The organism is Flavobacterium reichenbachii, assembly GCF_002217435.1.
Taxonomy (GTDB): Bacteria; Bacteroidota; Bacteroidia; order Flavobacteriales; family Flavobacteriaceae; genus Flavobacterium; species Flavobacterium reichenbachii.
The window spans coordinates 11,729-34,507 of record NZ_MUHF01000041.1 but is presented as its reverse complement, the minus strand read 5'-3'; the positions used below and the strand labels follow the sequence as shown (position 1 = coordinate 34,507).

Here is a 22,779-nt window from a genome sequence, read left to right as displayed (position 1 = left end):
AGGCTAAATTTTACTGTTGTCAAATATGATTTCAATAGAAAATTTACGAATTTAGCCTAAAAAAAAAGATATGGACGTAAAAATGCATGATTCGTGGAAACCAGTTTTGAATGAGGAATTTGATAAACCATATTTTAATGAATTAATTTCCTTTGTTAAATCTGAATATGCAGCTAAAGTTTGTTTTCCAAAAGGGAGTCAGATTTTTTCGGCTTTTGATCATTGCCATTTTGATCAGGTAAAGGTTGTAATTATTGGGCAGGATCCTTACCATGGACCTAATCAGGCAAATGGTTTATGCTTTTCTGTAAATGATGGGATTCCGTTTCCGCCGTCACTTCAAAATATTTTCAAAGAAATTGAAAATGATTTAAATATACCGATGCCCAAAACAGGAAATTTAGAGCGATGGGCAGATCAGGGAGTTTTTCTCTTAAATGCTACTTTAACCGTTAGACAAGCTGAAGCGGGAAGTCATCAGGGAAAAGGCTGGGAAAAATTTACAGATGCTGTAATTAAACAAATTTCTGCTGAATCAGAAAATGTGGTGTTTTTACTTTGGGGTGGTTTTGCTCAAAAAAAAGCAGCTTTGATTGATGCATCAAAACATCATATTTTAAAATCAGGACATCCTTCACCTTTAAGTGCTAATAGAGGATTTTGGTTTGGAAATAAACATTTTAGTCAAACAAATGCTTTTTTGAAATCAAAAGGATTGAAGGATATTAAATGGTAGGTTGTACTATTTTAAACCATATAAGTGATGTAAGTCAAATAGTAAGATTTTATGAGGCGACTAATTATTTTACTATATCAACGGATTAAAAGGAATTTAAGAAAGAGTTCTGTAGGAATAAAACATATTGTTGGGATGGATTTTAATCCATCCTTCGCAATTACAATCGCCAATCTTTGTCGAGTTTCTAGTTGATTTCTTCTTCGACAAAATGACAAAAAAGGGAATTATTTTTCGATAGGTTTCTTAATAATTTCTTCTAAGACTGCTTTGTTTTCGTAGTTGATTACTTTTAAAATAATCTCCTGATCTTTGATCGTTTTACCTTCAATTACATATAATTTTCCTTTTTTGAACGGAACATTACTTTGATCAAAATCGACATCGCCGTATGTTAATGTTTTTCTCACATCTGCAGTGTCAACCCATTTTTCGTTTAAAGTCTGAATTGCTTTATCTGAATATTGGAAAGGTTTTGTGCGTAAATTATTTAAAACTCTGGCATTTGGAAAATAGTTGCATCGAGTATCTTTTCCACTAAATACAAGGGCTACAAAAAAGCATCCCATAATTAAACCAATCAAATAATATGCAAAACGGTGTACGAACTTCATGAAATATTTTTTTTGCAAATGTACATTAAAGTTCCCTTAAAATACAAGTAAATTAATATCATTGTCTGGTAAATCAAACCAGTCGCCAATTGCTTTATTTGTTAGGATTCCGTGGTATAAATAGATCCCGTTTTTAAGGCCTTTGTTACATCTGATGGCACTTTCTAAACCACCATCTTCGGCTATCTGATGCAGGTACGGTGTAAGAATGTTACTTATTGATAATGAGGCAGTTTTAGAATATCGAGAAGGTATATTTGGTACACAATAATGCAAAACATTATTTTTGATGAAAGTCGGTTTCTCGTGAGTAGTAACTTCAGAGCTTTCAAAACAACCGCCGGTATCAATACTTACATCGACAATTACTGCGCCCTTCTTCATATGTTCTACCATAGTTTCTGTGACTACAATCGGGCATCTTTCTTTACCACGCATGGCGCCAATCGCGACATCACAACGTCTTAATGCTTTTAAAAGACCTTTTTGCTGAATAGTAGATGTAAAAATTCTTTGATTTAAATTGTTTTGTAAACGACGTAATTTGGTAATCGAGTTATCAAAAACTTTTACGTTTGCACCAAGTCCGATTGCGGTTTTTGCAGCAAATTCTCCAACAGTTCCAGCGCCTAAAATGACAACTTCAGTAGGAGGGACACCAGTAATATTTCCGAATAAAAGTCCTTTTCCAAATTCATCCGTGATCATTAACTCTGCAGCAATAAGTATTGAAGCAGTTCCGGCAATTTCGCTTAAAGATTTTACAGCAGGATAAGAGCCGTCTTCGTCTTTAATATATTCAAATGCAAGTGCGGTAATTTTTTTCTGAGCTAAAGCTTCGAAGTAAGCTTTCTTTTTGGTTTTTAGCTGAATGGCAGAAATTATAATCGTTTCAGGATTAATCATTTCAATTTCTGCTAATGTTGGCGGTTCAACTTTAAGTAAAAAAGGACAGCCAAAAACTTTTTTAGTGTCTTTAGTAACTTCTGCGCCAGCATCACTGTATTCTTTGTCTGTATAACTTGAACTTTCTCCTGCTCCGGATTCAATCATAACGCGATGACCTTCATACGTTAATGAATTTACAGCGTCTGGTGTCAAACAAATACGACGTTCCTGATAACTTGTTTCTTTAGGTATTCCTATAAAAAGTTCTCTTTTAAATCGGCCAATTTCAAGTTTTTCTTCTTGTGGCAGTAATTGTTGTTTCGTAAATGGAGTTAAAGTAATTGACATGGGGTTATACAAAAAATTAAGAGTACAAATTACGTAAAAAGTTTTAAAATTAGTAGAATAAATCTGCTAATAAAACATTAATAATTAAGGTAGTATTTTTTCCATTTTAATATCGGCTCTGTCGTAAACACCATCTTCCAGCGGAATCTCAACAAAACCAAATTTTTTATATAAATGAATTGCAGGAAGCAGCATTGTGTTTGAATATAAAATCAACTTTTTAATGTTGTTTTCTTTTGCTGTAGTCATGCAGTGTAGTAACATTTTGTTTCCAACACCAAGACCTTGTGCTTTATCAGAAACTGCCATTTTACTTAATTCATATGCCTCATCATCAATTTTTAATAATGAATATGTTCCCAGAATTTCTCCATTATATCGAGCGTAAAAAATCTTCCCGCCTTTTTTTATAATTTCTTCTTGCGGATTTGAAAGTGTCAGTTCGTCTTTTTCTTCAACTTTGAAATATTTTTCAAGCCAGGCGACGTTTAAGATTTTAATATGTTCTTTTAGATCTGAAGAAAAGGGAATTATTTCTACTGTTTTTTCCGAGTTCATTAGTATTGTTTTAAAGAAGATGTATTTTTATTAAGCTTACAAACCTCTATTAGATGCAGTTATTTATGGTTTTTTCAAGTTTAACAGCCAAAATGCCTCCTCGATATTCTTACCTTTGTTTGATACCAATTGTCGGAAAGTTTTTTTACATATTCGGCATAATTTGGGTCGCCAATAGGACTGTCTTTACAATTGCATCTAGGAGTTTTTTCGTAGATTATAAACATCTTTTTATATTTTCCTATAATGCTCCAATTGTGATTAGATGTTTTCATGCAAAACATTATGCAGTTTTTAGGTTCTCCAATTTCGACATATTCACAAAATTTACTTTTAATCAATTCATTGAATCTTTGCTTGTCTGTCTGGCTGATTTTGGAAAATAATTTATCGATATCTTTTTCGTTTTCAATAAAATATCTAATGCACTCACCATCTCCATCGGCATCTTTAGAGATACTGTCTTTGATAAATGCTTTGTTTCTTTCTATAATAGTTACAATTTCTTTGCATTTTACAATGTCAGCATCTTCAATTTTATCAGATAAAAAATCGGTTGTTATTCCAATTAAAAATACAAAAAACAATACTATTAAGGATATTGTAATTAATCCAAATGAAATAAGTATTTTTTTTGTTGACATATAAAATTTGTTTTATAATAATTCTAATTCTCTCTTCCCGTCAGTCAATAATTGAATATTAACAGTTGAATATTCCTCTGGAAGCAGATTAGCAATTTTTTCAGACCACTCAATAAAGCACCAGTTTCCAGAATATAAATAATCATCAACTCCCATATCAAGCGCTTCGGTTTCTTTGTTTAATCGGTAAAAATCAAAATGATAAACGATTTGATTGTTGTTGGTGTAATATTCATTTACCAGAGAAAAGGTAGGACTGCTGGTAGCATCTTCAACACCCAAACTTTTACATAATTGTTTGATTAAAGTTGTTTTACCAACGCCCATATCTCCATTAAAAAGAATAATTTTTTTTGGATTCGATGCTAGAATCTGTTCTGCAGTTTCTTGAATTTGATCTAAAGAAAAAACGATGTTCATTGTTATGTTTTTTTGCCACGAATTTCGCTAATTTTCACGAATTAAATCATTTTTCTATTATAATTTGTAGAAAAAAAATTAGTGAAAAGTTGTGTAATTCGTGGCAGCTTTTTTATTTAGGATTAAAAATCAAAAACGGAATAATCATTTCTTCTAAAGAAATTCCGCCATGCTGATACGTGTTTTTGTAATAACTTACATAATGATTGTAGTTGTTTACGTAAGCCAAAAAGTAATCATTTTTGGCAAAAATAAACGAACTGCTCATATTTATGGCGGGAAGACCAATAGTTTTGGGTTCTTTTACTACATAAACATCTTTCTGCTCGTAGGTTAAACTACGGCCTGTTTTGTAGCGCAAGTTTAAACTTGTATTTTTATCTCCGACTACCTTAGATGGGTTTTTTACATTAATTGTTCCGTGATCTGTTGTCAGGATTAATTTGAAACCTAAAAGCTGTGCTTGCTGAATAATTTCTAATAAAGGAGAATTTTTAAACCAGCTTAAAGTAAGCGATCGATACGCTTTGTCATCAGAAGCAAGTTCTTTTACAACTTCCATTTCTGTTTTGGCGTGAGATAACATATCTACAAAGTTGTAAACAACTGTTACTAAGTCATTTCCTTTTAATGCTTTGAAGTTTTCAGAAAGCTTTTTACCGCCTGCGTAATTAGTGATTTTAAAATAATCTTCCTTAATATTAAGTCCCAATCGCTTTAATTGTGCTGATAAAAATTCGGCTTCATAAAGATTTTTTCCTCCATCTTCTACGTCGTTTTTCCAATATTGAGGAAATTGTTTTTCCATTTCAACCGGCATAAGCCCGGAAAATATTGCATTTCTGGCATATTGTGTAGCAGTTGGAAGAATGGAATAATAAGGAACTTCTTTTTCTAATTTGTAATAATTTGAAATTACAGTTTCAAAAGATTTCCATTGGTCGTAACGTAAATTGTCAATTACAACAAATAAAATCGGTTTATCTTTCTTTTTTAATTCAGGAACTACTAATTCTTTAAATAAAGTATGGGACTGAATTGGTTTGTCTGCTTTTGGTGCAAACCAGTCTTCGTAATTACGTTCGATATATTTTCCAAATTGAGAATTAGCTTCAACTTTTTGAGATTCAAGGATTTCAATCATCGCAGTATCATTGATGTCTTCTAGTTTTAATTCCCAAAAAAGTAATTTTTTGTACAGTTCAACCCAGTCTTCGTAAGAATTAACCATAGCTAATTCCATCGAAATTTTCCTAAATTCTTTCTGATAATCTAAAGTTGTTTTTTCGGTAATTAATCTCGAATCATCCAGATTCTTTTTTAAACTCAATAAAATCTGATTTGGATTTACTGGTTTTATTAAATAATCAGCGATTTTAGAACCAATGGCTTCTTCCATTATATATTCTTCTTCACTTTTTGTGATCATAATCATTGGGATGGCCGATTTTTTTTCTTTCATTTCAGAAAGTGTTTCCAAACCGCTCATTCCCGGCATATTTTCATCCAAAAAAACAATATCAAAATTATCTTCTTCAAATAAAGTAATTGCGTCCAGACCGTTATTACAAGTTGTTACAGCGTAGTTTTTCTTTTCAAGAAATAATATATGAGGCTTTAAAAGATCGATTTCGTCATCGACCCAAAGTATTTTAATCTTATCCATAAACAAATTTATTTTTAATGCAATTTAAAAGTATAGAACTTAAAAAGTATTAAAAATAGTATAAATTTCAGAATAATGAATTGTGATTTTAAAGTAAAATATATTTTGCATACTATTTTGCAATTGAAAATCAAGAGTGTATTATGTTGATTTTTAAATGAAAAACAAAGGAAGAATTATACTTAATTACTTATATTTGTTGACCTAAAAAAGAATAAAATAGTGAGTCAAATCAACAAGTTAAAAATATTCAACGATCCCATATATGGCTTTATAAGTATTCCGAACGAACTTATTTACGATTTAATTCAGCATCCGTATTTTCAGCGTCTGCGCCGTATTTCGCAAATGGGCTTATCCTATTTAGTATATCCGGGAGCAAATCATACTCGTCTGCATCATGCTTTAGGTTGTATGCATTTAATGCAGAAGGCTGTCGAAACACTTCGATTTAAAGGTGTTGCGATTTCAAATGAAGAGGAATGCGCTTTATTAATTGCCATTTTGCTGCATGATATAGGTCACGGGCCATTTTCGCATGCTATGGAAAAAAGTATTGTTGAAGATGTAAATCATGAGGCTATTTCCTTATTGTTCATGAACCAGCTTAATGAAGAATTTGATGGGAAATTAAGCTTGGCTATTCAGGTTTTTAAAGGAGATTATCATAGAAAATTCATGCTGCAGCTTATATCAAGCCAGCTGGATATGGACAGAATGGATTATTTAAAACGAGATAGTTTTTATACCGGAGTTGCAGAGGGAAATGTCAATTCTGAACGTTTGATTCAGATGATGAATGTGGTTGATGATGTTTTGGTTATTGAAGAAAAAGGAATTTATTCTGTTGAGAAATTTCTTCTTTCCAGACGTTTAATGTATTGGCAGGCCTATTTGCATAAAACAAGTTTAGTTGCCGAATTAATTTTGATGAAAGTACTTAAGAGAGCAAAAGAACTGACTCTAAAAGGAGTAAATCTGCCTTGCAGTGAGCCTCTTTTGTATTTTATGCAAAATAAAATTACTCTTGAGAATTTTGATGCCGAAAAATTAGATTTGTTTTCTCAATTGGATGATTTTGATATTATCAGTGCCTTAAAAGCTTGGCAGAGGCAAGATGATTTTATACTTTCTACGTTAAGTAAAATGATCATTAATAGAGACTTACTGAAAATTAAACTAAGTGCAGAGAAAATTCCGATGGAGGAATCTCAATCTTTAAAAGAAGAATTTGCTAATGCTCATAATATAACCCAATTAGAAGCGGGTTATTTTATTTTTAGAGGAAAAATAAAAAATCAAGCCTACAGCAAAGAGGCAGAACCAATACGCATTTTGAAAAAAGATAAGACAATTGAAGATGTTGTCGAGGCTTCTGATCAGTTGAATTTGAAATCGTTATCTAAATTGGTAACAAAATATTACATCTGTTTTCCAAAACAACTTATCTAAAATTAACATTTAGAATCTATTTTTTATATTTTTGTCGCGATGAAATTTACAGCAGAACAAATAGCAGGAATTTTAGAAGGAGAAGTTGTTGGGAATCCCAATGCAGAAGTTTCTAAGCTTTCTAAAATCGAAGAAGGCGAGAACGGATCGCTTACTTTTTTGGCTAATCCCAAGTATATTAAATATATATATAGTACAAAAGCAACAGTTACGATTGTTAACCTTAGCTTTATCCCAGAACAGGAAATTAGCACTACATTAATAAAGGTAGAAGATGCGTATGCAGCATTTTCTAAGCTTTTACATTTTTATAATCAGGTAAAATTAAATAAAACAGGTGTTGAACCGCAGTCTTTTATTTCTGAAGGAACTAAATATGGCGAAAATCTATATTTAGGCAGCTTTAGTTATATAGGACAAAATGTGGTTTTAGGTGATAATGTAAAAATTTATCCTAATAGTTTTATTGGTGACAATGTTACAATTGGTAATGATGTTTGTATTTTTGCCGGTGCCAAAATTTATTCAGAAACGATAATTGGTAACAATTGTACAATACATTCTGGGACAATAGTTGGTGCAGACGGTTTTGGATTTGCTCCTAATGAAGCTGGAGAATATAGTAAGGTACCGCAGATTGGTAATGTTATTATAGAAGATAATGTAGATATTGGTGCTAATACCACTATAGACAGAGCGACTCTTGGTTCTACGATTATTAGAAAAGGAGTAAAATTAGACAATCAAATCATGATTGCTCATAATGTAGAAATTGGCAAAAATACTGTAATTGCTGCTCAAAGCGGTGTTGCAGGTTCAACAAAAATTGGTGAAAACTGTATTATAGGAGGACAGGTTGGTATTGCAGGCCATTTAATAATTGGAAATAATGTTAGGCTTCAGGCACAGTCAGGAGTAGCAAGAAACATTAAAGATGATGAAGTTTTGCAAGGTTCACCATCACTTGGATATAGTGATTTTAATAAATCGTATGTTCACTTTAAGAATTTCCCTAAGATCGTTGCCGAAGTCGAAGAATTAAAAAAACAAATAATAAACCCAAAAAATGGAAATAATGGTTAAACAGAAGACCATCAAGAATGAAATTTCACTAACAGGCGTTGGATTACACACTGGAAAAGAAGTTACAATGACTTTTAAACCAGCTCCAATTAATAATGGTTTCACTTTTGTAAGAGTAGATTTGCAAGGTCAACCAGTCATTGAGGCTGATGCTAATTATGTTGTTAATACACAAAGAGGTACTAATTTAGAAAAGTTAGGGGTTAAAATTCAAACTCCGGAACACGTTTTAGCTGCGTTAGTTGGATGTGATTTGGATAATGTTATCATAGAATTAAATGCTTCAGAACTTCCTATTATGGACGGTTCTTCAAAATATTTTGTTGAAGCGATTGAAAAAGCAGGAATCGAAGAACAAGATGCTAAACGTAATGTTTATGTGGTAAAAGAAGTAATCTCTTTTACAGACGAAACAACTGGAAGCGAGATTCTTGTGATGCCAAGCGATGAATATCAAGTGACAACAATGGTAGATTTTGGTACTAAAGTTTTGGGTACTCAAAATGCTACAATGAAAAACTTAGGCGATTTTAAAGATGAAATTGCTAATTCAAGAACTTTTAGTTTCCTGCATGAACTTGAGTCTTTATTGGAGCACGGATTAATAAAAGGCGGTGATTTAAATAATGCTATTGTATACGTAGATAAAGAGATTTCTGAGTCTACTATGGAAAATTTAAAGAAAGCTTTCGGGAAAGAGAAAATTTCTGTAAAACCAAATGGTGTTTTAGACAATCTTACATTGCATTACCCAAATGAGGCTGCTCGTCATAAACTGCTTGACGTTGTAGGTGATTTGGCATTAATAGGAGTTCGTATTCAAGGTAAAATTATTGCAAATAAACCAGGGCACTTTGTCAATACTCAATTTGCTAAGAAAATTGGTAAAATCATTAAAATAGAGCAGAGAAATCATGTTCCTGTTTATGATTTGAATAAAGAGCCTTTGATGGATATTCATAAAATCATGGCAATGCTTCCTCACAGACCTCCATTTTTATTGATCGACAGGATTATAGAAATGTCTGATCGTCATGTTGTTGGGTTGAAAAATGTAACAATGAATGAGAATTTCTTTGTTGGGCATTTTCCAGAAGCACCAGTTATGCCAGGAGTTTTAATTGTAGAAGCAATGGCTCAGACTGGAGGTATTTTAGTTTTAAGCACAGTTCCGGATCCAGAGAATTATTTGACATATTTCATGAAAATTGACAATGTTAAATTCAAGCATAAAGTTTTGCCAGGTGACACCTTAATTTTTAAGTGCGAGCTTATTTCTCCTATCAGAAGAGGGATTTGTCATATGCAGGCAAATGCGTACGCAAATGGAAAATTGGTAACTGAAGCAGAATTAATGGCGCAAATTGCAAGGAAACAATAAGAATTTATCAAATTTATTGTTTACGTTTGTTGCCCAAAATCAGAGTATTTTAATTAAAAAATATAAAACTTACATATGAATCAACCATTAGCATATGTTCATCCTGGCGCTAAAATCGCTAAAAACGTTGTAATTGAGCCCTTTACAACGATTCACAATAATGTTGTTATTGGTGACGGCACTTGGATTGGTTCAAACGTGACAATCATGGAAGGTGCACGAATTGGAAAAAATTGTAATATTTTTCCAGGAGCTGTAATTTCTGCGGTACCCCAAGATTTAAAATTTGGAGGAGAAGATTCTCTTGCTATAATTGGAGACAATTGTACTATTAGAGAATGTGTAACTATAAATAGAGGAACAATTGCTTCCGGACAAACTGTTTTAGGAAATAACTGTCTGGTTATGGCTTATGCTCACATTGCACACGACTGCGAGATTGGTAATAATGCCATTATCGTAAATGGTGTTGCTTTGGCTGGTCACGTTGTTGTTGGTAATCACGCTGTTATTGGCGGTTTGGCAGCTATTCACCAGTTTATTCATATTGGAGATCACGCCATGATTTCTGGAGGATCTTTGGTTAGAAAAGATGTGCCTCCTTTTACAAAAGCTGCAAAAGAACCTTTATCTTATGTTGGTATAAATTCTGTTGGTTTAAGAAGAAGAGGTTTTAGTACTGATAAAATTAGAGAGATTCAGGAAATTTATAGAATTTTGTATCAAAAGAACTATAATACGACTCAAGCCTTGAGTATTATTGAGGCAGAAATGGAAGCTACTCCTGAGAGAGATGAAATTTTGGATTTTATCAGAAATTCATCAAGAGGAATTATGAAAGGTTATTCAGGAAACTATTAAATAAAAGTTTAATCGTTTATTTGTTTATTCGTTACATCGAAAACAGATAGACGATTTAACGGTTAAACAAAATATTAAATAAAACAAGAACAAAATGGCATCTACATCAGATATTAGAAACGGATTATGTATTAAATTTAATCATGATATATATAAAATCGTCGAATTTCTTCACGTTAAACCTGGAAAAGGTCCAGCTTTCGTAAGAACAAAGTTGAGAAGTTTAACTACAGGAAGAGTATTAGATAATACATTTTCTGCAGGACACAAAATAGATGATGTGCGTGTAGAGACGCATAATTACCAATTTTTATATGCTGAAGGAGATGAGTTTCATTTTATGAACACAGAATCTTTTGAGCAGATTTCTTTGAATAAAAACATCTTGGATGCTCCAGGATTATTAAAAGAAGGAACAAGTGTTATGGTGCAGGTAAATACTGAAACTGATTTGCCTTTATCAGTAGATATGCCATCTTCTGTAATTCTTGAAGTTACATATGCTGAGCCGGGAGTAAAAGGAAATACAGCAACAAATGCTACTAAATCTGCTACGGTAGAAACAGGTGCAAATGTAAACGTACCTTTATTCATTAACGAAGGTGATAAAATTAAAATCGATACTGCTTCAGGGAATTACATGGAGCGTGTAAAAGAGTAGTTTTTTAATTAGATAATTTGTCAATGAGTCAATTAGAAAATTGATGCTTCAGCAGAAATTGAATATTTTTATTTTCTAATTAACACATTTTCTAATTGACACATTCTCTAATTGATAAATTTTCTAATTTAAAAATATGAAATTTCCAAAAGTTCACTCTTTAGAAGAAATTGCAAATTTGCTTAACTGCGAATTTATTGGTGACAAAAACTTTGAGGTTTTAGGCATGAACGAAATTCATGTTGTAGAACCAGGAGACATAGTTTTTGTAGACCATCCAAAATATTATGATAAAGCTTTGCAATCTGCAGCAACAATTGTTTTAATTAATAAAAAAGTTGACTGCCCGGAAGGTAAAGCACTTTTAATCTCTGATGATCCTTTTAGAGATTTTAATACCTTAACAAAACATTTTAAGCCTTTTCACGCATCAAATTCGGCGATATCAATTTCTGCTGAAATTGGAGAAGGAACTGTTATTCAGCCTAACTGCTTTATCGGAAACGAAGTTAAGATTGGTAAAAACTGTTTGATTCATTCAAATGTTTCTATCTACGATCACACTGTCATTGGCGATAATGTTATAATTCATGCCGGAACTATTCTTGGTGCCGATGCATTTTATTATAAAAAACGAGCAGAAGGTTTTGATCAGTTAATTTCTGGCGGAAGAGTTGTAATTGAAAATAATGTTGGTATTGGGGCGCTTTGTACAATTGACAAAGGGGTTACTGGTGACACAACAATTGGAGAAGGTACAAAAATTGACAATCAGGTGCATGTAGGCCATGATTCTGTAATTGGAAAAAAATGTTTAATAGCGTCGCAGACCGGTATTGCAGGATGTGTTGTTATAGAAGATGAAGTTACAATTTGGGGTCAGGTAGGAACTACGAGTGGTATCACGATAGGAGCGAAGGCTGTTATTATGGGACAGACAGGTGTTACTAAATCGGTTGAAGGAGGGAAGTCTTATTTTGGTACTCCAATCGAAGAATCAAGAGAAAAGTTGAAGCAAATGGCTAATATCAAGAAGATTCCTGAAATTCTAAGTAAATTGAAGTAATATGTCTATTAAAGAATTTGTTCAAAAATTTTATAAGTCAGACGCCTTAATAGACAGTGAGGAGTTAAAGACTTATCTGCATCCGGACTTTATATTAGAATGGAACAGCAGTAAAGGATTGATTCAAATGAATTATGATTCGATGCTTGAGATGGCAAATGAGTTAAGTCGAGCATATGTTCGCTCTAAGGTGCGAATCAGTCATATTATAGCCGAAGAAGATTTGGTATCGGTGCGCTATTCTCATTTTGTAAAAACGATAGAGAATCCCAGAGAAGAGATGTTATTGGCTCATTTTGTTACAATTTGGCAGATAAAAGATGATAAACTTTTTAGAGGTTATCAGATGAGTCAATTTTCTTAATATTTTTTTGACATTATAAGGGTTAAAATACATTACAAAACCTTATTTTTGCAACACAATTTTAAAAACTACATAAAATATATATCATGAGTGTTTTAGTTAATAAAGATTCCAAAATAATTGTTCAAGGATTTACAGGAAGCGAAGGAACTTTCCACGCTTCTCAAATGATTGAGTACGGTACTAATGTTGTTGGTGGTGTTACTCCTGGAAAAGGAGGTACTAGCCATTTAGATCGTCCAGTTTTTAATACAGTAAAAGATGCTGTAGATCAGGCTGGGGCAGATACATCTATCATTTTTGTTCCGCCGGCTTTTGCTGCTGATGCAATTATGGAAGCTGCTGATGCTGGAATTAAAGTAATTATTGCTATTACAGAAGGAATTCCTGTAGCAGATATGATTAAAGCAAATAACTATGTAAAAGAAAGAAATTCTAGATTAATCGGACCAAACTGTCCAGGTGTAATTACACCAGGTGAAGCTAAAGTTGGTATTATGCCAGGTTTCGTTTTCAAAAAAGGAACAGTTGGTATCGTTTCTAAATCTGGAACTTTAACGTACGAAGCTGCTGATCAGGTTGTAAAACAAGGTTTAGGAATTACTACAGCTATCGGTATTGGTGGAGATCCAATTATTGGAACTACAACTAAAGAAGCTGTTGAATTATTAATGAACGATCCAGAAACTGAAATTATCATCATGATTGGTGAAATTGGAGGTCAATTAGAAGCTGATGCTGCTAAATGGGTTAGAGCTGATGGTAACCGTAAGCCAGTAGTTGGTTTTATCGCTGGAGAAACTGCTCCTGCAGGTAGAACAATGGGTCACGCAGGTGCTATTGTTGGTGGTTCTGATGATACAGCTGCCGCTAAAAAACAAATTATGAGAGACAACGGAATTCACGTTGTTGATTCACCAGCTGAAATTGGTAAAAAAGTAAAAGAAGTATTGGGTTAATTTCCGATCTGATAATAACAAATTCCAAAAAAGTCTCAATATTTGTTGAGACTTTTTTTACATTAATAGAATGAATGGAATTTAAACAAACACTTAGTTTCTTAGAATCTTAGAACCTTCGTGACAAAACAAAAGATAATATGTACAAAGAATTAGAAAAGTTTAAAGTAAGCAGCAGTTTTACTTTTACAATTGAAGATAGTTTAGAACAAGCATGTAATGCTCCAGAATCTGGCGCAGGAGTTTTTGTAGTTTATGCTGTTGAAGGTGATGCAAAAGAATTAATCATGGTTGGTTCTACAGGAACCGTTCAAAATGATGGGACTTTGAAAAGTAAAAATGGCGGTTTATATGATAAAATCGTAAACGGACATCAGTTTGCTAAAACAGGAAGAAAATATTCTTGGCCTGCTCAAATGAAATTAGAAAATATTTCGGCTCTTGAAGTAGTTTGGTATGAAACTTTTAATACTGATATAAAAGGAATTCCAACAACAGTTGAAGGTCAGGTTTTACAAAATTTTCTTGATGAAAATAGTAAACTTCCACGATGGAATGTAGCTTTCTAAAAGTGTAATATACATCATAATTTATCTCAAGCCTTGCTGTTTTTAGTAAGGCTTTTTTATTTAAAAATTTTTAAAAGGTGTTATTTGTGTTTTAAGGTTATGAGATAAATTAAATTTTAACAATGTTAAATTAAGATTAAGAATTAAATACAGGGATTATATTGTTAATTTTAAAAAATTAAGATTTTTTTTGTAATAAAATTGGTTTTTGAAATTAGTCTTTTATATATTTATCAAACAAAAACTAAATATAATGTTAAAATTTAATTCTTAAACCTAAGAGTTAGTTTGTTTTTTAATGTAAATAAATTGATAATTTACTTAAATCAGAATTAATTGCCGCCTTATATTAGAGTTAAGTCTTCGGTTTTAATTTTCATTCTCACAACTATGTCAAACCAAATTATAAAAAAGAGTAAAGGATTTAATGATGATGTGCTTTGGAGTAATTTAAAGGAAGGTGATGAAAAATCATTTTCGATTCTTTTTGAAAGATATTACAAAGATTTGATTTGTTATGGAAATTCCCTTTCGCCATTTTCAGAAAAAGTTCAGGACTGTGTTCAGGATGTTTTTGCAGATGTTTGGGTATATAGAAATTCACTGCAGGATAACGTTGTTGTAAAAGCATATCTGCTGTCTAGTGTTAGAAAAAGAATTGCCCGCTTATTTGAAAGAGATCATATATTTCGTAAAACCACTTCGACAGAGGCAATTGAATTCTTATTTGATTTTTCTATAGAAAATGAACTTGTAGAAGATGAAGTAACTGCAGAGCGCGTTTTATATCTCAATAAATTATTAAATGATTTACCTCCACGACAAAAAGAAGCACTGTATCTGCGTTATCACCAAGGATTGTCGGTAGAACAAATTGCTGAATTGCTGGATGTTAATTATCAATCTGCAAACAATTTGTTATATCGTGCCCTTTTAAGTCTTCGTAAAGAATGGAAGGGTTCAATTCCCCTTATTTTACTGATATCTTCGAGCGTTTTATGATTATTTTAATAAAATATCAAAAAAAAATCATAAATAGGTGAGTATATAATAGTAAAGCTGTCCTCTATGTTTTTGTAACCTTAATAATAAGATGCAAAAACGAAACAATTATACCGAAATAGAAGACTTTCTAACAGATGAATCATTTCAATTATGGGTTTTATCTAAAATTGATGAAGAAGGCTGGGAAGAGTGGACTTTAGAAAATCGCCAGCGTGCTAAATTAGTTGAAGATTCAAGACTTTTATTGTTGGCAATGAAAGTGCAGGATGTTAATTTACCATCAAGTGAAATTCACTCTGCATTAGAAGCTACTTGGGAAAAAATAGAGGAAAAGGAACTTCTTCTAAGAAATAAATCTTTTCTTAAAGTAAATAAAATACCGCGTTACTGGCTTAATAGTGCTGCAGCTGTATTATTATTCGTTTTTTTATCCGTCTGGTTTTTTAAAGGTAATAGTTTAAAAAGCAGTTCAGAAGTTACTTATAAAGAGCTGATTGCTGAAACAGATGAAGGACTTCTCGAACAGACAAATAACTCAGACAAACCTCAAAGTATTACATTATCTGACGGAAGTTCTGTTTTATTACAGCCTAACAGCAAATTAAGTTATCCTAAAATTTTTACTGGAAACGAAAGAAAGGTTTATCTATCTGGCGAAGGTTTCTTCGAAATTAGTAAAAATCCAAAAAAACCTTTCTACGTTTATGCAAACGAGATTGTAACAAAGGTAGTTGGAACTAGTTTTAGAGTTAAAGCTTATTCTGATCAACCAGATGTCGAAGTACTTGTTCGTACTGGTAAAGTGAGAGTAAAATCTAATGATTTGGTTAGTGATGTTAAGAAAGAAGAAATTATTCTTCTTCCTAACCAAGCGCTGCGTTTTACTCGCAAGGATTTGATCTTTAATAAAATAAATAATATTACTGAAGATGAAATTTTAGTAAAAAGTGTCGGCAACATCGAGCAGTTAAGCTTTGAATTTACCGATATCCCTGTTGAACAAATCTTTGAAACTATAGAACAGGCTTATTTAATTGATATTGATTACCCAAAAGATAAACTAAAAGACTGCCGATTAACCACTTCGCTAAGCGATCAGCCATTACAGGAAAAACTTAAAATTATTTGTAAAAGCATAGGCAATGACACAAAGTGTGAAATGGTAGGAAATCAAATTATTATAACGTCGCGTGGCTGCGAATAATCTAAACAAGAACTAACTCAATAAATTATATAAAACTAAATTTTTCTTAAAGCCTATGTAAAAAAAATTGCATAAAAAAAGTGCCGTAATGCTGTAACATTATCGACACTTAATACTGTAAATCACTCTCTGTAAAGGGTAATTTATGATGTTTCTTAAAATACACTCGAATAGTATTAATCAAAACAAACCAAAATTATGAAAAAACCAGTTGTTAAGCAACGATTACTCCACCAAATCATGAAAATAACGCTATTTCAGCTTGTTCTAGCACTTGTATTTTCAAGTGTCACGATGGCAAACACTGTAAATGGACAGAAAAAATTAGATACTAAAGTTACGATCACAGTTACTGATTTAACTTTGGATAATGTATTGTCTAAATTAGCAAAGTCTGCACATGTAAAATTTTCGTATAACTCCAGAATGCCTCAGCTTAGTAATAAAGTTACTATTGATGCAGACGAGGAAGTTCTTTCGAGTATCTTAAACCGAATTTTAAAACCATTTAATATTAGTTTTTCAGAAGTTAGTAATCAGATCGTATTACAAAAAACAGCTTCTGCAAATCCTCTTGAAAATCTGGATGCCTCTAATTCTATTTTTGAGACATTAGTTCCGGGTCCAATCATTAGAGGAAAAATTACAGACCAGACAGGAAGTCCGCTTCCAGGTGCTACAGTAATGGCAAAAGGAACAAAAGTGGCAGTTTTAACTGATTTTGATGGTAATTTTTCTATAGAAATGCCTGCAAATTCAGACCGACTTGTAATTACTTATGTGGGTATGGAAACCAAAGAAATTGGTATCGAAAATACTTCTCCTACTGTAATCTTAAACGAAGCAGGTCAAAATTTAAAAGAAGTTGTAGTCACTACAGGTTACGAAAAAACTTCAAAAAGAACATTTACAGGAGCAATCAGCAAAATTTCTGGTGCAGAGCTTAAAGTAGATGGTGTAGTAGATGTGAGCAGAATGATAGAAGGAAAAGCAGCGGGTGTTACTGTGCAAAACGTTACAGGTACATTTGGTACAGCTCCTAAAATTACAGTTCGTGGATCTTCTTCAATTTTTGGAGATACAAAACCTTTATGGGTAATTGATGGTGTTGTTCAGGAAGATATTATCAGTTTATCTTTTGCAGATTTAGCTTCAGGAAATTCTGAAACTTTGTTAAGTTCTTCTATTGCAGGATTAAATGCAAATGATGTACAAAGTATTGAGATTCTAAAAGATGCATCGGCTACTTCTATTTATGGTTCAAGATCATTAAACGGAGTTGTGGTTGTAACTACAAAACAAGGTCGTAGAGACGCACCGTTAAAAGTAACTTATGGTTTAGAGCAATCTGTTAGAACAGTTCCAAACTATGGTCAATATGATATTTTGAATTCTCAGGAAACAATGAGTATTCTAAAAGAAATGGAATCTAAAGGATATTTGGATCTGCCGTCTACCGTAAACGGAAGATATGGAGGTGCTTATAATATTATGGGTAGAGCTATTAATACTTATGTGCCGGAAACAGGTGGTTATTTGGTTAATAATGATCCGGTTAGCCGTAATAATTTTCTAAAAAAATATGAACTTGCCAATACAGATTGGTTTAAAGTTTTATTTAGACCTTCTATGACGCAAAATCACTCTTTGAGTTTTTCCGGCGGTGGTAAAAACAATACATTTTACGCTTCTCTTGGTTATTATACAGATCCGGGATGGACTATTGCCGATGATGTAAAACAGGTTTCGACTAATATTAAAGGAACTTTCTATGTTAATGACAGATTAAATGTTACACTTTCTACAATGGCTTCTGTACGTGATCAGGGTGCGCCTGGAAGTTATGAGAGCGAAAAAGATGTTGTTTTCGGGAAAGTAACTCGTGATTTTGATATTAACCCATTCAATTATGTTCTTAATACCAGTAGAACTTTAAGACCTTATGATGATAATGGAAATTTAGAATATTACAGAAATAACTGGGCTAAAATGAATATTATCAACGAATTAGAAAATAACTTTATGGAAATTGAGGTTAAAGATATTCGTTTTCAATTGGATTTAGATTATAAAATTACGCCTCATTTAACCTATAATCTGACAGGATCAGCTCGTTATGCAAATACGAGCCGTGAGCACAAAATTATGGAAAATTCAAACGTAGTTGGAGCTTACAAAGCAGGTACGCCAGATGGAGAAGACGGAGTAAACACATTGGTGAGAGATCAAAATATTTTCTTGTATCAGGATCCTAATGACTTGACAGCACCAAAAGTTTCGGTATTGCCAAATGGTGGTTTTTTAAGAAAATTTACAAATGACTTAACGTCTTATAACTTAAGAAACAGTGTGAATTACAGAAATGTATTTTCAGATAAACACGAGTTAGAAGGTTTATTTGGAACAGAAATGAGAGTTGTAGACAGAACAAGTGATCAATTTACAGCAGCTGGTTTACAATATGACAGAGGATTAACGGCTTTTACTGATCCAAGAATAATCGAAAAAATCATTAATGCCGGTGATTCATACTACGGATTTAACGAAGAAAAAGAAAGAACTGTTGGTTTCTTCGGAAAAGTTGGTTATACCTACGACCGTCGTTATACAGCTTCTATTACAGGTCGTTATGACGGATCTAACAGACAAGGAAACAGTGATTCATCTAGATGGCTGCCAACTTATACTTTTAGTGCAAAATGGAATGCTGCCGAAGAGAAATTCATGAAAAATATAGAGTCAATAAATACTTTGGCACTTAGAGCTTCTTATGGTTTAACAGCTACAGCCGGACCAGCAACAAATTCATTAGCAATCTACAAAAGTTACATAACTGATCGTTTTGCTCTAGATGACAGAGAAACTTCTATCAGAATTGATGAATTGCAAAACGGAAGTCTGACTTGGGAAAAACAATTTGAAACAAATATTGGTGTTGACTTAGGAATGTTTAATAACAGATTACAATTGACTACAGATATTTACAGCCGTAAAGCATTTGATTTGGTTGATTATGTAATTACTTCTGGAATTGGAGGACAAAGAGTGAGACAAGGAAATAATGCCGACATGGAAACTAAAGGTATTGAACTTGGTATTACAACAAGAAACATTGACAGTAAAGATTTTAAATGGTCTACAACTCTTAACTTTTCAGTTTACAATCAGGAAATTACAAAACTTCAAAATACACCGACAGCATTTGATTTGGTAGATGCTAATGGAGGTAATACAGTTGGACATCCTAGAAATTCTTTATATTCTTATCAATTTACAGGTTTAAATAACCAAGGTCTTCCAACCTTTATATTGCAGGATGGAGCAGATAATAATATTACAGGAGCAAATTTTCAGGATAACTTAAATGTTACAAAATATTTGAAGTATGAAGGATCTATTGAGCCAAACAAATCTATAGGTTTATCAAATACATTTACTTATAAAAATTGGTCTTTATACGTATTTTTTGTTGGATCTGGAGGAAACAAAGTTCGTTTAAACCCAGTTTATGATAGCACTTATGATGATTTAACTGTATTTACCAAAGATTTTACAAATCGCTGGATCAATCCTGGAGACGAGAATATTACAAATGTACCAGTAATTGCAGATAAACGTTTGAATGCTAATTATGAAGGAGAACGTACACTTGCTAGAGCTTACAATACTTACAACTATTCTGATGTTCGTATTGCCGATGGTGATTTTGTGAGATTAAAAAACATCTCCTTAAGCTGGGAATTTCCAAAAGATTTCAAGAAAAAATTAGGAGTAAGCACATTTACTTTAAAAGGATCTGCGGTGAACCCTTGGTTAATTTACTCAGACAAAAGATTAAATGGTCAGGATCCTGAGTTCCGTAATTCTGGAGGAGTAGCTTTACCAGTTACATCTCAATATACTTTTACTTTAAATCTTTCATTATAATAGTCAAAATCATGAAAAACTTAAAAATAGCATTATCCCTTTTAATACTAATAAGTATTACCAGCTGTGATGATTTTCTATCTGAAAAACCAGATAATAGAACCGAAATAGACACTCCGGACAAGATATCGGAAATATTAGTACAAGCTTATCCGCAAATGAGTTATTTTGAAATTGCAGAAACGATGTCTGACAATGCATTTGACAGCGGACTGCCTGAAACCTTAAGAAATAACGAGCAAAATTACAACTGGGAACTTCAAACAGAAACAACCGATATTGATACTCAGGCTTATTATTGGGATGCCTGCTACAAAGCTATTGCACATGCAAATACAGCATTGAAGGCAATAGAAGATTTAGGAAGTCCGTCGAGTCTTAATCCTCAAAAAGGAGAAGCATTGATAGCGAGAGCTTATTCTCATTTTATGCTGGTTTCTTTATGGTCAAAACGTTATAATCCGGATACTGCTTCTAAAGATTTAGGAATTCCTTACGTAACAAAACCAGAATCTGATTTAGATACAAAATACAAAAGAAATACTGTAGCAGAAGTTTTTGATTTTATTCAAAAAGATATTGAAGAAGGTTTAAAAAATGTTACCAATGATTACAAAGAGCCGAGATTTCACTTTAATGTAAGTGCTTCAAAAGCATTTGCAAGTAGATTTTATTTAGTAAAAGGCGACTGGGACAGAGTGATTGAATTGTCAAATGATTTAGGCGACAGACCAGTAGGTAAATTAAGAAATTATGCATCTTATGAAAATCTTGCTGTTGATGATCAAAAACTTAAATATTCTGGAAGTGATGCAGAAACAAACTTATTAATCGTTTCAGCAAACACTGTAATAGCCAGAGGATATTATTTAAACCGTTTTAATCTTTCAGGAACAAGAAGACCAGAAATTGCTTCAGCAAGTACCAATCTGTTTAATAAAAACTGGTATTATAATTTTTATTCTTCTAATGGAAGTATGACTGTTTTTATTCCTAAGTTTTACGAATACTTTAAATATTCTAATGTAACTGCTGGTATTGGAGATCCTTATGTAGGTGAAGTTTTATTAAGTAATGATGAGTTTTTCCTGAATAGAATGGAAGCTCATGTGATGAAAGGACAAATAGCTTTAGCAAATGATGAGCTGGAGTATTTCTTATCTACCAGAACGGACGGCTATGCAGCTACAGATAAAGTGACACAGGCAAAAGTAGTAGCAAAATATCCGGTGATAAGTAATGAATATACGCCATTTTATGCTATGACGGCAGTACAAACATCTTATGTAAAAGCTATTGCAGAAACAAGAAGAAGAGACTTTCTGCACGAAGGACTTAGATGGTTTGATGTTAAACGTTTTAATATCGTTGTAACTCACGAAACGGCCAATAAACCAGCCAATATTCTAGTAAAAGACGATAATAGAAGAGCGCTTCAAATTCCGCTTCATGCCTCAAGTACAGGTATTGAATTAAATCCTAGATAATTTAAAATTTAATCGTATGAAACTATTCAGATATAATAAAACAGCCATTTTAGCAATGGTTTCCATAGTTCTAATTTCATGTGCCAGCGACGACCAGCCGGGAGAAAGTCAATTAGACTTTACGCAGCCAGTAAAAACACAATTAGATACTTGGATAACAAGTAATTATTTAACTCCATATAATATTAACGTTCAATATAAATGGAATCAAAATACGGTTGATAACAGTCGTTATTTATTTCCTCCAACAACCGATAAAGTACTTCCGGCACTCGAAATCGTACAGCAGATTTGGCTTAAAAGCTATTCTACTGTTGGAGGTGCAGATTTTGTGAAAAAAATTGCACCTAGAGAAATTGTTTTAGTAGGAGGTGTGAATTTAAATAGTGTTGGAACCAGAACTTTAGGTATAGCAGAAGGAGGACAGCGCGTTACCTTGTTTGAGACAGATTATATTGACAAGTCAAATCGCGCAAATGTTTCAGAATTTATTCATACCATACAACACGAATACATTCATATTTTAAATCAAAACAAACCTTTTGATGAAAAAGCATGGGCAGTAATTACTCCGGTTGGGTATACAGCAGATTGGTATAACTTTGATATTCCGGAATCTAACGAAATCGGATTTATTACAAGTTATGCAAGATCAAATATTAATGAAGACTTTGCAGAAACAGCTTCGATGATATTAATTTATTCAAAAGCAGAATACGCGACTTTTTTAAATGGTATTCAAAGCCCCTTTGCTTATCAAGCTTTAAAAACAAAAGAAGCACTTGTAGTTAAGTATTTTAAAGAAGCATTTAATATGGATTTTTATGCCTTGCGTGACGAAGCTGAAAAAAACACTAGTGCTGTAATTAACAACTAAATAAAAGTA

Annotated in this window: 21 protein-coding genes; 15 read left to right on the top strand and 6 right to left on the bottom strand. The window is 32.6% G+C overall.

Annotated elements, in window-relative coordinates; translation table 11 throughout:
- Positions 1–70: 70 nt before the first annotated feature.
- A complete protein-coding gene (locus tag B0A68_RS24070; protein ID WP_035680926.1) occupies positions 71–736 on the top strand; it encodes a uracil-DNA glycosylase in 666 nt (221 codons plus the stop codon).
- A gap of 227 nt (positions 737–963) precedes the next feature.
- On the opposite strand, the gene B0A68_RS24065 is transcribed toward B0A68_RS24070, so the two are convergent.
- From B0A68_RS24065 to porX, 6 genes are all read right to left on the bottom strand, one after another.
- Positions 964–1,350 (bottom strand): DUF4258 domain-containing protein, encoded by a 387-nt coding sequence (locus B0A68_RS24065; protein ID WP_035680928.1) that lies wholly within the window; start codon positions 1,348–1,350, stop codon positions 964–966.
- A 36-nt stretch (positions 1,351–1,386) separates the two neighbouring features.
- On the bottom strand, positions 1,387–2,586 hold the full coding sequence (locus tag B0A68_RS24060) for an alanine dehydrogenase (protein ID WP_035680930.1): 1,200 nt from the start codon (positions 2,584–2,586) through the stop codon (positions 1,387–1,389).
- A gap of 84 nt (positions 2,587–2,670) precedes the next feature.
- Positions 2,671–3,144, bottom strand: a complete 474-nt coding sequence (locus tag B0A68_RS24055; RefSeq protein WP_035680933.1) for a GNAT family N-acetyltransferase — start codon at positions 3,142–3,144, stop codon at positions 2,671–2,673.
- Between the two features lie 80 nt (positions 3,145–3,224).
- The gene (locus B0A68_RS24050; RefSeq protein ID WP_035680935.1) at positions 3,225–3,788 is read right to left on the bottom strand and encodes a hypothetical protein; all 564 of its coding nucleotides are present in this window, start codon (positions 3,786–3,788) and stop codon (positions 3,225–3,227) included.
- Positions 3,789–3,800: 12 nt separating this feature from the next.
- Positions 3,801–4,208, bottom strand: a complete 408-nt coding sequence (gene tsaE, locus B0A68_RS24045; protein WP_035680937.1) for a tRNA (adenosine(37)-N6)-threonylcarbamoyltransferase complex ATPase subunit type 1 TsaE — start codon at positions 4,206–4,208, stop codon at positions 3,801–3,803.
- A 112-nt stretch (positions 4,209–4,320) separates the two neighbouring features.
- Positions 4,321–5,874 (bottom strand): T9SS response regulator signal transducer PorX, encoded by a 1,554-nt coding sequence (gene porX, locus B0A68_RS24040; RefSeq protein WP_035680941.1) that lies wholly within the window; start codon positions 5,872–5,874, stop codon positions 4,321–4,323.
- 222 nt (positions 5,875–6,096) lie between these two features.
- Between porX and B0A68_RS24035 the strand changes: the two genes are divergently transcribed.
- From B0A68_RS24035 to B0A68_RS23970, 14 genes are all read left to right on the top strand, one after another.
- A complete protein-coding gene (locus tag B0A68_RS24035; RefSeq protein ID WP_035680945.1) occupies positions 6,097–7,326 on the top strand; it encodes an HD domain-containing protein in 1,230 nt (409 codons plus the stop codon).
- Between the two features lie 39 nt (positions 7,327–7,365).
- The gene (lpxD, locus tag B0A68_RS24030; RefSeq protein ID WP_035680948.1) at positions 7,366–8,409 is read left to right on the top strand and encodes a UDP-3-O-(3-hydroxymyristoyl)glucosamine N-acyltransferase; all 1,044 of its coding nucleotides are present in this window, start codon (positions 7,366–7,368) and stop codon (positions 8,407–8,409) included.
- Positions 8,402–9,790 (top strand): bifunctional UDP-3-O-[3-hydroxymyristoyl] N-acetylglucosamine deacetylase/3-hydroxyacyl-ACP dehydratase, encoded by a 1,389-nt coding sequence (locus B0A68_RS24025; protein ID WP_035687708.1) that lies wholly within the window; start codon positions 8,402–8,404, stop codon positions 9,788–9,790. The genes lpxD and B0A68_RS24025 overlap by 8 nt, the downstream gene beginning before the upstream one ends.
- A 75-nt stretch (positions 9,791–9,865) precedes the next feature.
- A complete protein-coding gene (gene lpxA / locus B0A68_RS24020) occupies positions 9,866–10,651 on the top strand; it encodes an acyl-ACP--UDP-N-acetylglucosamine O-acyltransferase (protein WP_035680951.1) in 786 nt (261 codons plus the stop codon).
- 94 nt (positions 10,652–10,745) lie between these two features.
- Positions 10,746–11,312 (top strand): elongation factor P, encoded by a 567-nt coding sequence (gene efp, locus B0A68_RS24015; protein ID WP_035680954.1) that lies wholly within the window; start codon positions 10,746–10,748, stop codon positions 11,310–11,312.
- 136 nt (positions 11,313–11,448) lie between these two features.
- Entirely contained in the window at positions 11,449–12,378 is a 930-nt protein-coding gene (locus B0A68_RS24010; RefSeq protein WP_035680956.1) for a UDP-3-O-(3-hydroxymyristoyl)glucosamine N-acyltransferase, read from the top strand.
- Position 12,379: 1 nt separating this feature from the next.
- Positions 12,380–12,742 carry a nuclear transport factor 2 family protein gene (locus B0A68_RS24005; protein WP_035680958.1) on the top strand — a complete coding sequence of 121 codons (363 nt, stop codon included), beginning with the start codon at positions 12,380–12,382 and terminating at the stop codon, positions 12,740–12,742.
- An 86-nt stretch (positions 12,743–12,828) separates the two neighbouring features.
- Positions 12,829–13,701, top strand: a complete 873-nt coding sequence (gene sucD / locus B0A68_RS24000; protein ID WP_007808093.1) for a succinate--CoA ligase subunit alpha — start codon at positions 12,829–12,831, stop codon at positions 13,699–13,701.
- Between the two features lie 140 nt (positions 13,702–13,841).
- Positions 13,842–14,270: a hypothetical protein gene (locus B0A68_RS23995; RefSeq protein WP_035680960.1), complete on the top strand. Its 429-nt coding sequence runs from the start codon at positions 13,842–13,844 to the stop codon at positions 14,268–14,270.
- Between the two features lie 390 nt (positions 14,271–14,660).
- Positions 14,661–15,272, top strand: a complete 612-nt coding sequence (locus tag B0A68_RS23990) for an RNA polymerase sigma factor (protein WP_035680961.1) — start codon at positions 14,661–14,663, stop codon at positions 15,270–15,272.
- A 91-nt stretch (positions 15,273–15,363) separates the two neighbouring features.
- Positions 15,364–16,479: a FecR family protein gene (locus tag B0A68_RS23985; RefSeq protein WP_035680964.1), complete on the top strand. Its 1,116-nt coding sequence runs from the start codon at positions 15,364–15,366 to the stop codon at positions 16,477–16,479.
- A 198-nt stretch (positions 16,480–16,677) separates the two neighbouring features.
- Positions 16,678–20,406 carry a SusC/RagA family TonB-linked outer membrane protein gene (locus tag B0A68_RS23980; RefSeq protein WP_035680967.1) on the top strand — a complete coding sequence of 1,243 codons (3,729 nt, stop codon included), beginning with the start codon at positions 16,678–16,680 and terminating at the stop codon, positions 20,404–20,406.
- 11 nt (positions 20,407–20,417) lie between these two features.
- Entirely contained in the window at positions 20,418–21,893 is a 1,476-nt protein-coding gene (locus B0A68_RS23975; protein ID WP_035680970.1) for a RagB/SusD family nutrient uptake outer membrane protein, read from the top strand.
- A 16-nt stretch (positions 21,894–21,909) separates the two neighbouring features.
- Complete coding sequence (locus B0A68_RS23970; RefSeq protein WP_035680974.1) at positions 21,910–22,770, top strand: substrate import-associated zinc metallohydrolase lipoprotein; 861 nt, start codon at positions 21,910–21,912, stop codon at positions 22,768–22,770.
- Positions 22,771–22,779 lie beyond the last annotated feature (9 nt).

Coding starts and splice junctions, on each gene's coding strand:
- tsaE (WP_035680937.1), bottom strand. CDS start 4,208: ATGAACATCGTTTTTTCTTTAGATCAAATTCAAGAAACTGCAGAACAG.
- B0A68_RS23995 (WP_035680960.1), top strand. CDS start 13,842: ATGTACAAAGAATTAGAAAAGTTTAAAGTAAGCAGCAGTTTTACTTTT.
- B0A68_RS23970 (WP_035680974.1), top strand. CDS start 21,910: ATGAAACTATTCAGATATAATAAAACAGCCATTTTAGCAATGGTTTCC.
- B0A68_RS23985 (WP_035680964.1), top strand. CDS start 15,364: ATGCAAAAACGAAACAATTATACCGAAATAGAAGACTTTCTAACAGAT.
- porX (WP_035680941.1), bottom strand. CDS start 5,874: ATGGATAAGATTAAAATACTTTGGGTCGATGACGAAATCGATCTTTTA.
- B0A68_RS24025 (WP_035687708.1), top strand. CDS start 8,402: ATGGTTAAACAGAAGACCATCAAGAATGAAATTTCACTAACAGGCGTT.
- B0A68_RS23980 (WP_035680967.1), top strand. CDS start 16,678: ATGAAAAAACCAGTTGTTAAGCAACGATTACTCCACCAAATCATGAAA.
- B0A68_RS24060 (WP_035680930.1), bottom strand. CDS start 2,586: ATGTCAATTACTTTAACTCCATTTACGAAACAACAATTACTGCCACAA.
- lpxD (WP_035680948.1), top strand. CDS start 7,366: ATGAAATTTACAGCAGAACAAATAGCAGGAATTTTAGAAGGAGAAGTT.
- efp (WP_035680954.1), top strand. CDS start 10,746: ATGGCATCTACATCAGATATTAGAAACGGATTATGTATTAAATTTAAT.
- sucD (WP_007808093.1), top strand. CDS start 12,829: ATGAGTGTTTTAGTTAATAAAGATTCCAAAATAATTGTTCAAGGATTT.
- B0A68_RS24055 (WP_035680933.1), bottom strand. CDS start 3,144: ATGAACTCGGAAAAAACAGTAGAAATAATTCCCTTTTCTTCAGATCTA.
- B0A68_RS24050 (WP_035680935.1), bottom strand. CDS start 3,788: ATGTCAACAAAAAAAATACTTATTTCATTTGGATTAATTACAATATCC.
- B0A68_RS24005 (WP_035680958.1), top strand. CDS start 12,380: ATGTCTATTAAAGAATTTGTTCAAAAATTTTATAAGTCAGACGCCTTA.
- lpxA (WP_035680951.1), top strand. CDS start 9,866: ATGAATCAACCATTAGCATATGTTCATCCTGGCGCTAAAATCGCTAAA.
- B0A68_RS24070 (WP_035680926.1), top strand. CDS start 71: ATGGACGTAAAAATGCATGATTCGTGGAAACCAGTTTTGAATGAGGAA.
- B0A68_RS23975 (WP_035680970.1), top strand. CDS start 20,418: ATGAAAAACTTAAAAATAGCATTATCCCTTTTAATACTAATAAGTATT.
- B0A68_RS24065 (WP_035680928.1), bottom strand. CDS start 1,350: ATGAAGTTCGTACACCGTTTTGCATATTATTTGATTGGTTTAATTATG.
- B0A68_RS23990 (WP_035680961.1), top strand. CDS start 14,661: ATGTCAAACCAAATTATAAAAAAGAGTAAAGGATTTAATGATGATGTG.
- B0A68_RS24010 (WP_035680956.1), top strand. CDS start 11,449: ATGAAATTTCCAAAAGTTCACTCTTTAGAAGAAATTGCAAATTTGCTT.